Here is a 13,917-nt window from a genome sequence, read left to right on the forward strand (position 1 = left end):
CTTTTTATTGTGGGAATAGTTTGTCTTTATAGCGCGAATTCCCTCTATTTATCCCATTCTTTGTTTTTCTTCGGAGAATCGCATTTTTTTCTTTACGAGAGCCGAAAAGTTTTGTATCCTTTAACTTACGAGTGGCCAGACCACTTTCAAATTAATGGAAACTGAGGAACGATCATGAATCAACCAAAGCGATATTTAGATATAGTCAGCGATATTCGTGATATGATCCGGCGGGAAAAAATCCGTCCGGGTGACCGCATTCCATCAGAAAGAGAATTGGCTGAAACCTTGCAGGTAGGGAGATCCACTCTCCGCGAAGCGCTTCGCAGTTTGGAGCTGCTTGGATTGATTGAGACGCGCCGAGGAGAAGGTACGTTTTTGTCGGACCACCGCAATCACAAATTGGTAGAGGTTTTATCCACATTCATCCTGCAAGATAATCAATCCCAGGAAGATGTTTGGCAAACGAGGCTGGTGCACGAAGTGGCCGCCATCCGGTTGGTTTGCCAAAACGAGGCGCTTGACGGCATCCGTGTGTGGGACAGCTTCCGAAAAAAGCTGGAAAGTGAAGAAAATATACTTCGAGAAGACTTTGTGCGGGAAGTCATGGTGCTGTCCGGCAATCGTCTATCTTTGAAAATATGGTTTTTATTGCAGCAATACAGCGGTAATCCTTATGCAGAAGCTGTTTCCGGCCCGGAAAGAGAACTCCTGAAGCCGATTTTATCGGCGCTTGAGCAGCGAGATACAGAGTTAGCCATCCAGTCCTTTAAATCATGGAGCGGATGGATACAAAAGAGGAGAATGCAAAATGGCGATGATTCGTGAAATTTTCAAACGAAACAAAGACAAAAAAGAAACGACGATTCCTACTAAAAAAGCAAAAGACGTTCCGGAAGGCTTAATGACAAAATGCCCTTCATGCAAGCATATTACGTTAACAAAAGAATTGGCTAAACTTCATAAAGTCTGCCCGAAATGCGACCATCATTTCAAGATGACGGCTTACGAGCGCGTGGAAAGCTTGCTGGATGAAGGGTCTTTCACCTCAATGGATGACCACCTGAAAACGGAAAACCCTTTAGGATTCCCGGGATATACAGAAAAAATCAAATCCGACAGTGAAAAGACCGGTTTGAATGAAGCGGTATTGACGGGCGGCGGAAAATTGAAAGGCCAAGAAGTGATTGTGGCAATTATGGATTCGCATTTCCGCATGGGTTCCATGGGGTCGGTTGTCGGCGAAAAAATTACGCGGGCCATTGAGGCTGCCACGGAACAGCGCTTGCCGTTCATCATCTTTACAGCCAGCGGCGGTGCACGCATGCAAGAAGGCGTGCTGTCATTGATGCAAATGGCGAAAACAAGTGTAGCACTGAAACGCCACAGCAACGAAGGGCTTTTGTTCATCTCGGTCTTGACGCATCCAACAACAGGAGGCGTATCTGCTAGTTTCGCTTCTGTTGGAGACATCAATATTGCAGAGCCGAAAGCATTGATCGGTTTTGCCGGACGCCGCGTCATTGAACAGACGGTCCGTGAGAAATTGCCTGAAGACTTCCAGACAGCAGAGTTTTTGCTGGAGCACGGCCAATTGGACGCTGTGGTGCATCGGAACGACATGCAGACTACATTATCAACACTTGTGCGCTTGCACACTAAGGGGGCAAACCAGAATGCCTAAAACAAAAACTGCTCCAAAATCGATGGGGTTTGAAGAGCCGCTGATTCAGCTGCGCCAAAAAATCGAAGAGCTGAAAGACTATACCAAAACCGCCGATGTGGATTTAAGCTCAGAAATTCAAAGCCTGGAAGAACGTCTATCCAAGCTCGAGAACGACATCTATGAAAATATGAAGCCTTGGGACCGGGTGCAAGTGGCTCGCCATCCTGAACGCCCAACGACGCTCGACTATATTCCGTTCCTATTCGAAGATTTCATCGAATTGCATGGCGACCGGCTTTACGGGGACGACGAAGCCATCGTCGGCGGCATCGCTTCGTTTCATGGCCAACCGGTAACGGTGATTGGCCATCAGCGCGGCAAGGCGACAAAAGAAAACATCCGCCGCAATTTTGGGATGCCGCATCCGGAAGGCTACCGGAAGGCCCTCCGTTTGATGAAGCAGGCTGAGAAGTTCAAGCGTCCGATTATCTGCCTGATTGACACAAAAGGCGCATATCCAGGGAAAGCTGCAGAAGAGCGCGGCCAAAGCGAAGCGATTGCGCGCAATCTGGTGGAGATGGCAGGCCTTGAAGTGCCGGTCATTTCAATCGTCATTGGTGAAGGCGGAAGCGGCGGCGCATTAGCGCTTGGCGTCGGCAATCACATTTTGATGCTTGAAAACTCGACGTTCTCGGTTATTTCGCCGGAAGGCGCTGCTTCGATTCTTTGGAAAGATTCGGCACTCGCCCAAACAGCTGCAGAAGCGATGAAAATTACAGCACCTGATTTGCTGGAGATGAAAATCATTGAACGGATGATTTCAGAAGTCCGCGGCGGTGCACACCACGACTATGCAAAACAGGCCGGTTTTATCGATGAAGCGATCAAAGAGTCATTGGGTGAATTAACTGGATTGTCTGGTAAGGAATTAATCAATCAGCGTTACGAAAAATTCAAATCAATCGGCATTTTCAGTGAATAAAGAAACCGCCCCGGCGGTTTCTTTTTGTGTGTTTTTGCTAAAATGAAATCTTAATAGAAGAATTGCGTTTTCAAGACTGACAGGCGGGAAGCCACATGGTAAGGTGAAAAGAGTAAATGGAATTGTGGGAGGCGATTAGTTTGAAACGAATTGGCGTATTGACTAGCGGCGGAGATTCACCGGGAATGAACGCAGCAATCCGGGCGGTCGTCCGGAAAGGGATTTTCCACGGAGTGGAAGTGGCTGGCGTCTTTTCCGGCTATCAAGGATTGATTGACGGCCGCATTAAAAACATGGAAGCCGGCGATGTAGGGGATATTATCCAACGCGGCGGCACCAAACTTTTTTCTGCGCGGTGTGAAGAATTCAGAACCGATGCAGGACAGGAAAAAGCAATTGAGCAATTGAAAAAGAATGGCCTGGATGGCCTGGTCGTCATCGGGGGAGACGGTTCATACCGCGGAGCGATGGCTTTGACCAAAAGAGGGTTTCCTTGCGTGGGAGTACCGGGAACGATCGACAACGACATCCCTGGAACAGATTACACCATCGGCTTTGATACAGCATTGAACACGGTAATTGAAGCGATTGATAAAATCCGTGACACGGCGACTAGCCATGAGCGCACGTTTATTATAGAAGTAATGGGGCGGGATGCTGGAGACTTGGCTTTATGGGCCGGGCTTGCAGGCGGAGCGGAAACCATTCTGATCCCGGAAGAAACTTTCGATTTGGACGATATGATCGACCGCTTGGAAAAAGGCAGAAAACGCGGCAAAAAGCACAGCATCATTATTGTCGCTGAAGGCGTAATGAACGGCAATGAATTGGCTACTTTAATAGAAGAGCGCGCAAATATTGAAACGCGGGTTTCGGTTTTGGGCCATATCCAACGCGGCGGATCCCCAACCGCACGGGACCGGGTTCTTGGGAGCCTTTTTGGTGCACGTGCTGTAGAAGTGCTGCTTGAAGGTACAGGCGGCCGCGCGATTGGCATGAAAAATCATCAAGTGGTAGACTATGATATGACTAAGGCGTTTACTGAAAAGCACGATGCTGACATGAGTTTATATACCTTATCAAAAGAGTTATCAATTTAATACGCCAAATGGAGTGAGTATATTGAGAAAAACAAAAATCGTTTGTACAATTGGTCCGGCAAGTGAAACCCCGGAATTGCTGGAATCATTAATTGAAGCTGGGATGAACGTAGCCCGCTTGAATTTTTCGCACGGCAGCCATGAAGAACATGCATTGCGCATTCAACGCATCCGTGAAGCTTCGAAAAAAACAGGGAAAATTATCGGGATTCTGCTTGATACCAAGGGACCTGAAATCCGCACACATAACATGGAAAACAACGGAGTTGAACTGGTTACAGGTCAATCCATTGCGATTTCCATGACTGAAGTGCTGGGAACAAATGAATTGTTCTCTATCACTTATGGCCAATTGATTGAAGATGTAAACGAAGGGTCGATCATTTTGCTTGATGACGGCTTGATTGAACTACGTGTAACCGGCATCGACAAAGAAAACGGCTTGATCCATACTTACGTGGAAAATGCTGGGACATTAAAGAGCAAAAAAGGCGTTAACGTACCAGGTGTTTCGGTCCAATTGCCAGGCATTACGGAAAAAGACGCCCAGGATATTCTGTTCGGCATCGAACAAGGCGTCGATTTCATCGCTGCTTCTTTTGTCAGAAGATCATCTGATGTGATGGAAATCCGCGAACTGCTGGAAAACAATAACGGTGCGCACATCCAGATCATTCCGAAAATCGAAAACCAGGAAGGCGTCGACAATATCGACGACATTCTAATGATTTCGGACGGATTAATGGTAGCCCGCGGCGACCTTGGCGTTGAAATTCCGGCGGAAGTTGTTCCTTTGGTCCAAAAATCGTTGATTGAGAAATGCAACAGCGCCGGCAAACCAGTGATCACTGCGACTCAAATGCTCGATTCCATGCAGCGCAATCCACGCCCGACACGTGCAGAAGCAAGTGACGTAGCGAACGCCATTTTTGACGGTACGGATGCGATCATGCTGTCCGGAGAAACGGCAGCCGGACTTTATCCAGTTGAATCGGTTGAAACAATGCACCGCATTGCGATGACGACTGAAGAAGCGCTGAATTATAAACAGATCGTTTCCACGCGCAGAAAAGAAAAAGAATCAAACATGACGGAAGCGATTGGCCAGGCCGTTGCTTATACAGCTTTAAACTTAAAAGTAAAAGCCATCATCGCACCGACGGAGAGCGGGCATACAGCCAGAATGATTTCGAAATACCGTCCGGGCGTCATGATTATCGCCGTTACATCAGCAGATATCGCTTCCCGCAAGCTGACGCTTGTATGGGGTGTTCAGCCGATTGTCGGTTCGAAAGTCCATTCAACGGACGAATTGCTTGAAAATGCAGTGGATGAAAGCTTAAAGCACCATTTTGTAAAACATGGTGATTTAGTTGTCATTACGGCAGGGGTTCCGGTTGGCCAGGCAGGCACAACAAACTTGATGAAAGTTCATTTGATCGGCGACAGCATTGCCAAAGGGCAAGGCATCGGCAAAACGGTTGCCATGGGCAAAACTGTGGTCGTCAGAAATGCCGAGCAGGCTTTAGCTGCAGATACAGAAGGGAAAATCATCGTAACGATCGGTACAGACCGTGAAATGATGCCGGCGATTGAAAAATGTGCAGGCATTGTGACAGAAGAAGGCGGATTGACGAGCCATGCGGCGGTTGTCGGCTTAAGCCTTGGCATTCCGGTAGTTGTCGGTGTTTCGAATGCGACGGCCATGATTGAGAATGATTACGATATTACGATTGATGCTGAATCAGGCATTATTTACCACGGCCACGCCAGTGTCTTGTAAATACAACACAGGAGGCTCAGCTGAATGACGAAATGGTTTTTTACAGCCCTGATCCTTGTTCCAACGCTTGAATTGGCCTTGCTTATCTGGGCTGGAGGGAATATCGGCTTTATTCCGACGCTCGCCATCATTCTTGTGACCGGGCTCGTCGGAGCTTATCTGGCGAAAAAGCGGGGACTGAAAGCGATCCGGGATATACAGGATAGCTTCAGCCGCTTCGAGCCCCCGGGAGATCATTTGCTGAACGCTGCTTTTGTCTTAGTGGGCGGCGTCCTGCTTTTGACGCCTGGATTTATTTCAGATGCAGTCGGCCTTTCGATGCTTTTTAAACCGACGCAGAAACTGTACAAACCGATTGTTTTCAAACTGATTCAAAAAAACATGAAGAACACTCGGGTTATCGTCCGGTAATCCCGAGTGAATTCATCGTTTTTCAGGAAAATTTAATAAAACTAAGCGTTTTCATTCACAAATTCTTCAAAGTTGATTATAATGACAAAGTAAGGAATTTGATTCAGGTTTACAAATGATTGAAAACCCATCATTCGGGCTTTTTTTTTGGAATGATGAATTAGAATAAGAAGGAGCGATTTATATGACATCGGCAAAAGGTTTAGAAGGTGTAGTAGCGACACAATCCGCCATCAGTTCTATTATTGATGACACTCTTACATACGTTGGCTACAATATCGACGATCTAGCAGACAACGCTAGTTTTGAAGAAGTCGTTTATCTGCTTTGGCATCAGCGTTTGCCAAAAGAAGATGAATTAGCAGAATTGAAACAGCAATTGGCGGATGACATGGCCATCCCTCAAGAAGTGCTGGATCATTTCAAAACATACCCAATCACAAAAGTTCATCCGATGGCGGCTCTTCGCACAGCCGTTTCAATGCTTGGACTATTTGACGAAGAGGCAGAAGAAATGAACCCTGAAGCGAATTACCGCAAAGCAATTCGCATCCAGGCAAAAATCTCAACAATTGTTACTGCTTTCGCCCGCATCCGCAAAGGGGAAGAGCCGGTGGCGCCGAAGAGCGATTTGAGCTATGCAGCGAACTTCCTTTACATGCTTTCAGGAACTATGCCTGAAGACATCGAAGTAGAAGCTTTCAACAAAGCGCTTGTTCTTCATGCTGACCACGAATTGAACGCATCTACATTTACTGCACGCGTTGCAGTTGCTACATTGTCTGATGTCTATTCAGGAATCACTGCAGCAATCGGTGCATTAAAAGGGCCATTGCACGGTGGAGCAAACGAGCAAGTAATGAAGATGCTTACTGAAATTGGTTCGGTTGATAAAGTTGATGAAGTCATCAATGAAAAATTAGCGAATAAAGAAAAAATCATGGGCTTCGGACACCGCGTATACCGCCAAGGTGATCCGCGTGCGAAACACTTGCGCGATATGTCACAAAAATTAACGAAAATCCGCAACGAAGAAAAATGGTATGAAATGTCAATTCGCATTGAAGAAATCGTAACTGGGCAAAAAGATCTTCCACCGAACGTGGATTTCTACTCGGCTTCTGTTTACCATTCTTTGAATATCGAACATGACCTGTTCACGCCGATCTTTGCTGTATCCCGTACATCAGGCTGGTTGGCTCACATTCTTGAGCAGTATTCAAACAACCGCTTGATCCGTCCGCGTGCTGAATACATCGGACCTGGAATGCAGAAATATGTTCCAGTTTCTGAAAGATAATTAGAAAAGCGGCAAAGCAATTAAGTTGAAAACAAAAAATACATGGGGCTCGCACATTGTGCAGCCCTATGACTTTGACTACAGGAGGCTATTACAAATGACTAACGGTGAAAAAATCTCAGTTGAAAACGGCGTATTGAACGTCCCTAACCAAGCAGTAATTCCATTCATTATCGGTGACGGTACTGGCCCGGATATCTGGAATGCAGCATCACGCGTTCTTGAAGAAGCAGTCAACAAAGCTTATAACGGCGAAAAAGCGATCGTTTGGAAAGAAGTCCTTGCTGGACAAAAAGCATTCGACCAAACTGGCGAATGGTTGCCGCAGGAAACTTTGGACGTAATCAACGAATACTTGATCGCAATCAAAGGACCTCTTACGACACCAATCGGCGGCGGTATCCGTTCATTGAACGTAGCTTTGCGCCAAGAACTTGATCTATACACTTGCCTGCGTCCTGTTCGCTACTTCGAAGGCGTACCTTCACCGGTTAAACGTCCAGAAGACACTGACATGGTCATCTTCCGTGAAAACACTGAAGATATCTATGCAGGGATCGAGTATGCAAACGGTTCTGACGAAGTGAAAAAATTGCTTGCTTTCCTAACAGACGAAATGGGCGTTAAAAACATCCGCTTCCCTGAATCTTCAGGCCTAGGCATCAAGCCGATTTCTGAAGAAGGAACAAAACGTTTGGTTCGTGCTGCAATCAACTATGCATTGACTGAAAAACGCGAGTCTGTAACTCTTGTACACAAAGGCAACATCATGAAATTCACTGAAGGAGCTTTCAAAAACTGGGGCTACGAAGTGGCTGAACAAGAATTCGGCGATAAAGTCTTCACTTGGAACCAATACGATGCAATCAAAGACGAGCAAGGAACTGATGCTGCAAACAAAGCACAGGAAGAAGCTCTTGCTTCAGGAAAAATCCTTGTTAAAGATTCAATCGCTGATATCTTCCTTCAGCAAATCCTTACACGCCCAAGCGAGTTCGACGTTGTTGCAACAATGAACTTGAACGGAGATTACATCTCTGACGCTTTGGCAGCTCAAGTAGGCGGAATTGGTATCGCACCGGGTGCGAACATCAACTACGATACTGGACATGCGATTTTCGAAGCTACTCACGGTACAGCTCCTAAATACGCTGGCCTTGACAAAGTAAACCCTTCATCTGTTATTCTTTCAGGCGTATTGATGCTTGAACACCTTGGATGGGGCGAAGCTGCTAAATTAATCACGAATTCTATGGAGAAAACAATTGCTTCTAAAGTTGTAACTTACGACTTTGCACGTCTAATGGACGGCGCTACAGAAGTGAAATGCTCTGAGTTCGCTGACGAATTAATTAAAAACTTGTAAGATAAGGAGAGGGGGAAACCCCTCTTTTTTTCATATCCAAATCGATACTAAAGGGGAGTTTTTTATGACATTCAAACGTAAAAAGATTTCTGTAATCGGTTCAGGCTTTACAGGGGCAACAGCTGCATTTCTGCTTGCCCAAAAAGAATTGGGCGATGTCGTGCTCGTGGACATCCCGCAAATGGAGAACCCGGCAAAAGGAAAAGCACTGGATATGGCCGAAACCGGCCCTGTCGAAGGCTTCGACGCACGGGTGATCGGAACAGCCAATTACGAAGACACGAAAGACTCGGACCTGGTCATTATTACAGCCGGGATCGCCAGGAAGCCGGGGATGAGCCGCGATGATCTGGTCCAGACCAACCAAAAAGTCATGAAATCTGTTACGGCTGAAGTTGTAAAATATTCACCCAACACGACCATCCTTGTTTTAACAAACCCGGTAGATGCAATGACTTATACCGTGTTCAAAGAATCCGGCTTCCCGAAAGAGCGCGTCATTGGCCAGTCGGGAGTTCTCGATTCCGCCCGATTCCGCAGTTTTGTTGCCGAAGAACTGAATGTATCGGTGAAAGACGTCACCGGATTTGTGCTAGGCGGGCATGGCGATGATATGGTTCCTTTGGTTCGTTATTCCTACGCAGGCGGTATTCCGCTGGAAACATTGATTTCAAAAGAGCGCCTTGGTGAAATCGTGGAACGGACGCGAAAAGGCGGAGCGGAAATCGTCAATCTTTTAGGAAATGGATCTGCCTATTATGCGCCGGCTGCCTCATTGGTTGAAATGGCAGAAGCCATTATTAAAGACCAGCGCCGGATTTTGCCTTCCATCGCTTATTTGGAAGGGGAATACGGATTAGACGGCATCTATTTAGGTGTACCGACGATTCTCGGCGCCGGCGGCATCGAAAAAATTATCGAAATCGATTTGAATGACGAAGAAAAAACCTTGTTGAACAACTCAGCTGAGTCTGTAAAAGCCGTAATGAAAGTTTTAGCCTAAAACCAGGCGAGCAGGAATTTTTCCTGCTCGTTTTTTGGTTGTGGCTGAAGCTGGGCAGTGGGTCTCCGGGCGCTTGCACTTTTATGAGCTTACTTGATACTATAGAGGTATCAAGATTTAGGAGGGAAAGTTATTGCTGCTTGGAAAGAAGCGTGAATTAGGCCGTAAAGTCGAAGAAATGAATGTCGGAGAAAAATTGAATCTGACAGAGAAAATTGAAGATAAAGATCTTCTGCTTTATCTTGGTTTGACGAATGACGGCAATCCGCTGTATATACAGCATGATTACGCTTCGCAAACAATTTACGGAAAACCCGTTGTGCCGAATATTATGCTGACGGGCATTATCACTTCTGCAATCTCCAAATATTTGCCTGGTCCTGGATCTTATATTACAGAACAAAAGCTGAAATTCCGCGAGCCGGTCTATCATTATGCAACAATCGAGTTCTTGCTGGAAGTGGTTGAAGTCGATATCAAACATAACGAAGTGACCATCCACATTGCAGCAACAAATGAAGAAGGCAGTCCTGTAGTTGAAGGAACCGTTTTGGTCCATCCGCCGCAGATCATCAATCAGCTGTCCACTCAAGCTACAGATAATATCTAAAGCGGTTTGGAATGGGGGTTTCAAACTGAATGTGGAGGATGTCAAATGCTGAAAAAAATATTGATTATTGAAGATGAACATTCAATTGCGACTTTGTTGTCTTATAACTTGGTGCAAGCCGGTTATGAAACGATCATAGCGAACGATGGAAAAGAAGGGTTCGAAAAAGCTCTAACAGAAAAGCCGTCTTTGATTTTGCTTGATTTGATGCTGCCATCCATGGACGGCGTGGAAGTTTGCAAGTCGCTGCGCCAGCAAAAAGTCCAAACGCCGATTATCATGCTGACCGCAAAAGACGATGAATTTGATAAAGTGTTGGGCCTTGAACTCGGTGCGGATGACTATATGACGAAGCCGTTCAGTCCGCGTGAAGTAGTTGCCCGGGTTAAAGCGGTTTTGCGGCGGACAGAGCAGACGACCATTGCGCAGGCGGATTCTTCTTCGCCGCTGACATTTGGCAGCTTAAAAGTTTTTCCGGAACAATTTGAAGTTTATCTCGGCGAGGAACAAATTGAATTCACGCCAAAAGAGTTTGAGCTGCTGGTGTATTTAATGGAAAATAAAAACCGGGTTCTGACTCGCGATCAGCTGCTCAGTGCCGTATGGAAATACGATTTTGCGGGAGATACCCGGATAGTTGATGTACATATCAGCCACTTGCGGGAAAAAATAGAGGAAAACAGCCGGAAACCGCTCTATATCAAAACGATAAGAGGATTAGGATACAAATTCGAGGAGCCTAAAGCAGGATGAAGTCATTTAAGCATCGCTTGCTGATGACGATTCTGCTTTGGATCGGTGTGCTGTTAGCTGGCCTTTTTGTCGTTATTGGCCAGCTTTTTCCTATCTATGCGGAAACGCACGACAAAATGCAGGTCTGGCTGTTTCTGTTTTTAATTTTTTTGGCGGCGATGCTTTTTTCTGCAATTGTTGGCTACCGCATCATCCAAGTGCAGGCGCTGCCGGTTGAAAACGTGACGGAAACCGCTTTGGAATTGGCAAAAGGGAATTACCGGGCACGGGCATTTGAATACAGCAATGCCAGTACGGTGGAGTTGAGTTCGACCATCAATATTTTGGCAAGAAACTTACAGGAAATCACTTCGGTTCGCGAGATGGAGCAGGAACGTTTGAAAACGCTCATTGAAAACATGGGCAGTGCCCTGATCATGATTGACCGGCAAGGCGGAATCACCTTGGTCAACCGTTCTTTCATGACCGAGTTTCAGTTATCGAGCGAGGATATCGAAGGGAAATTCTACAAAGAAATCCGGATTCCGCATGTTCTGGAGCGGTTTATCGAACATGTCTTTATGACGGAAACTTCAGCGCGCAATCAGCTGGAGTTCAAGCAGGGCATCAGTACGAAGCATATTGATGTTTACGGCGCGCCGGTACTGGGCGAGCATGAGCAGTGGCTCGGAATTGTCATCGTCTCTCATGACATTACCGAACTGAAGCGGCTGGAACAAATCCGGAAAGACTTTGTCGCCAACGTATCGCATGAACTGCGGACACCGGTTACATCGATTAAAGGCTTTACGGAAACGCTGCTGGATGGTGCCTACAAAGATCCGGAAACGACGCTTTCTTTTCTGGAAATCATCGAGAAAGAAAGCCTCCGTCTGGAAATGCTCGTTAAGGACTTGCTGGAGCTTTCTAAAGTGGAGCAAGCGGGCTTTCAAGTAGATGCCATGCCAACCGATTTGGAAACGCTGATCGAACGGGCAGGCGAATTGGTCGAAAGAAAGCTTGAAGACAAGAACATCGAGTTGAAACTTGAACTCGAACCCGTTATTGTACAAGGCGACCCAAATCGCCTCATACAGGTCATGATGAATTTATTGATCAATGCCATCACCTATTCCCCTGCCAAAACGGTGATTACCGTCCGCCTGTCTAAAAAAGGCGATGAAGGGATTATCGAAGTGGAAGATCAGGGTATAGGTATTGAAGCATCAGAAATTGATAGGCTATTTGAACGGTTTTACCGGGTTGACCGTGCCCGCAGTCGAAATTCCGGCGGAACCGGGTTAGGATTATCAATAGTTAAACATTTGATAGAGGCACATCACGGCAAAGTCGAAGTTGCAAGCGAAGTAGGCGTTGGAACAACCTTTACCATCTATTTGCCTTTAGCGAAATAATCTAGGAGGAACATATGGATAATTTACCTTTTCTGCCGATCATTGTAGGCACTGATATGAATGCTTACAATATGGCCATTTCGTTTCACGAAGCATATGGCATTAAACCTGTTTTAGTAGGGAAAGAACCTTTGTCGTTTACGGCAATGAGCACCATTACAGAAACCATCGAGCTTCGCTCCGGCTTGTCCGATTCAGCGCAATTTGCCGGAATCTTGACAGACATAGCCGGCAAGTACAGAACGCCCGGAAAAACATTGCTGCTAGTCGGCACAAATGATTTGTACGTGCGCTTGATCATCGAAAATGCATCGGTACTGCGCGAGCATTTTGTCTTTAATTACATTTCGGAAGATTTGATGAATCAGCTGCAGGTAAAATCGAATTTCTATAAATTATGCCACGAACACGGCATCGATACTCCGACAACGTTCTTTTACGACTGCCGTTCCAGACAGCCGTTTGAAGAGCAAATGATGTATCCGGTCATCATCAAGCCGAGCAACGGCATTGAGTACAACCTCAATAAATTCGAAGGCCAGCAGAAAGTCTACAAAGTGGAAAATCCGCGGGAATTGCAGGAAGTCATCCGGACAATTATTGCCAGTGGCTATCAGGATGAATTGATCATCCAGGATTACATCCCAGGCGATGATACATATATGTGGGATTCTGTCATCTACGCCAATTCCAAAGGCAAGACGCAGCTTGTGACCTATGCCCAAGTGGTTCTGCAGGAGCATACCGTTACGGCCATCGGAAACTATACTGCCTTGATTACGCGCTACAACAAAGACATGATGGTCAAGCTGCAGAACTTCCTGGAAGCGGTAGGCTACACCGGCTTTGCCAATTTCGATTTGAAATACGACGAGCGGGATGGCAAATTCAAGGTCTTTGAAGTGAACATCCGCCAAGGCCGTTCAAGCTATTACGTCACTGCTTTGGGCCATAATATGGCCACGTACTTAGTCGACGACTTGATCTACGGAATTGAAAAGCCTGTCACGTATTTGAATGAAGAATTTTTGTTCACGGTTGTGCCGAAAATTGTTCTTCGCAAGTTTGTAGACAATAAAGCCGTGCAGCGCGACATCAATCAATTGCTGAAAAAAGGCAAATACGTCAATCCGTTGTTCTATAAAAAAGACACGCACCTTAAACGGAAATTGTACCTGTTCGCCCGCCAAGTGAATTATTATAAGAAATACAAAAACAACCAGTGGTGACACTGGTTGTTTTTTAGTGTGTTGAGAAACTCACAGCACCTATACTGCTCTTTCATCCAGAATGCTGAAAAAGATACGTAGCAAAACAGCGAAGACGCCTGTGAGAACAGCTCGGCGCGAGGCCATGGCAAGCGAAGCTGTTTCGCAGAATATTGATAGTTGAAAATTATTAGTTCAACTTATATAAGTGATTTGCCATCAGAATGCTATTTAAATGTTAATCGCTGTTTGAGAGAGCTTCTCCAGCGCCGGCGCGTTAAGGGGCTAGGCGGAGCGGTGAGACGAGTGTACTTCTCGGCTTATCGCAGGAGCCATGCCCA

At 46.2% G+C, this 13,917-nt stretch carries 13 protein-coding genes; all 13 read left to right on the plus strand.

Annotation, left to right across the window (positions count from 1 at the left end; translation table 11 throughout):
• Positions 1 to 174: 174 nt before the first annotated feature.
• Positions 175 to 828, plus strand: coding sequence for a FadR/GntR family transcriptional regulator (locus tag BLQ32_RS13015; protein ID WP_081720632.1), 654 nt, complete (start codon positions 175 to 177; stop codon positions 826 to 828).
• Positions 812 to 1,684, plus strand: a complete 873-nt coding sequence (gene accD / locus BLQ32_RS13020) for an acetyl-CoA carboxylase, carboxyltransferase subunit beta (protein ID WP_074510637.1) — start codon at positions 812 to 814, stop codon at positions 1,682 to 1,684. Before BLQ32_RS13015 ends, accD begins: the two co-directional genes overlap by 17 nt.
• Positions 1,677 to 2,648 (plus strand): acetyl-CoA carboxylase carboxyl transferase subunit alpha, encoded by a 972-nt coding sequence (gene accA, locus BLQ32_RS13025; RefSeq protein WP_074510638.1) that lies wholly within the window; start codon positions 1,677 to 1,679, stop codon positions 2,646 to 2,648. Before accD ends, accA begins: the two co-directional genes overlap by 8 nt.
• A 140-nt stretch (positions 2,649 to 2,788) precedes the next feature.
• Positions 2,789 to 3,748: a 6-phosphofructokinase gene (gene pfkA / locus BLQ32_RS13030; protein WP_074510639.1), complete on the plus strand. Its 960-nt coding sequence runs from the start codon at positions 2,789 to 2,791 to the stop codon at positions 3,746 to 3,748.
• Between the two features lie 22 nt (positions 3,749 to 3,770).
• A complete protein-coding gene (pyk, locus tag BLQ32_RS13035; RefSeq protein ID WP_036804784.1) occupies positions 3,771 to 5,531 on the plus strand; it encodes a pyruvate kinase in 1,761 nt (586 codons plus the stop codon).
• Positions 5,532 to 5,555: 24 nt separating this feature from the next.
• Complete coding sequence (locus tag BLQ32_RS13040) at positions 5,556 to 5,942, plus strand: FxsA family protein (RefSeq protein WP_074510640.1); 387 nt, start codon at positions 5,556 to 5,558, stop codon at positions 5,940 to 5,942.
• A 184-nt stretch (positions 5,943 to 6,126) separates the two neighbouring features.
• Complete coding sequence (citZ, locus tag BLQ32_RS13045; RefSeq protein ID WP_036804781.1) at positions 6,127 to 7,242, plus strand: citrate synthase; 1,116 nt, start codon at positions 6,127 to 6,129, stop codon at positions 7,240 to 7,242.
• Positions 7,243 to 7,300: 58 nt separating this feature from the next.
• Entirely contained in the window at positions 7,301 to 8,608 is a 1,308-nt protein-coding gene (icd, locus tag BLQ32_RS13050; RefSeq protein WP_280513363.1) for an NADP-dependent isocitrate dehydrogenase, read from the plus strand.
• 64 nt (positions 8,609 to 8,672) lie between these two features.
• Complete coding sequence (mdh, locus tag BLQ32_RS13055) at positions 8,673 to 9,611, plus strand: malate dehydrogenase (RefSeq protein WP_074510642.1); 939 nt, start codon at positions 8,673 to 8,675, stop codon at positions 9,609 to 9,611.
• A 133-nt stretch (positions 9,612 to 9,744) separates the two neighbouring features.
• Positions 9,745 to 10,221 (plus strand): MaoC/PaaZ C-terminal domain-containing protein, encoded by a 477-nt coding sequence (locus BLQ32_RS13060; RefSeq protein WP_036804775.1) that lies wholly within the window; start codon positions 9,745 to 9,747, stop codon positions 10,219 to 10,221.
• Positions 10,222 to 10,266: 45 nt separating this feature from the next.
• Positions 10,267 to 10,974, plus strand: a complete 708-nt coding sequence (locus tag BLQ32_RS13065; RefSeq protein ID WP_074510643.1) for a response regulator transcription factor — start codon at positions 10,267 to 10,269, stop codon at positions 10,972 to 10,974.
• Complete coding sequence (gene pnpS, locus BLQ32_RS13070) at positions 10,971 to 12,368, plus strand: two-component system histidine kinase PnpS (protein ID WP_074510644.1); 1,398 nt, start codon at positions 10,971 to 10,973, stop codon at positions 12,366 to 12,368. The genes BLQ32_RS13065 and pnpS overlap by 4 nt, the downstream gene beginning before the upstream one ends.
• Before the next feature lie 14 nt (positions 12,369 to 12,382).
• The gene (locus tag BLQ32_RS13075; RefSeq protein WP_074510645.1) at positions 12,383 to 13,597 is read left to right on the plus strand and encodes a carboxylate--amine ligase; all 1,215 of its coding nucleotides are present in this window, start codon (positions 12,383 to 12,385) and stop codon (positions 13,595 to 13,597) included.
• Positions 13,598 to 13,917: the final 320 nt, after the last annotated feature.

The organism is Planococcus glaciei, assembly GCF_900099655.1.
Taxonomy (GTDB): domain Bacteria; phylum Bacillota; class Bacilli; order Bacillales_A; family Planococcaceae; genus Planococcus; species Planococcus glaciei.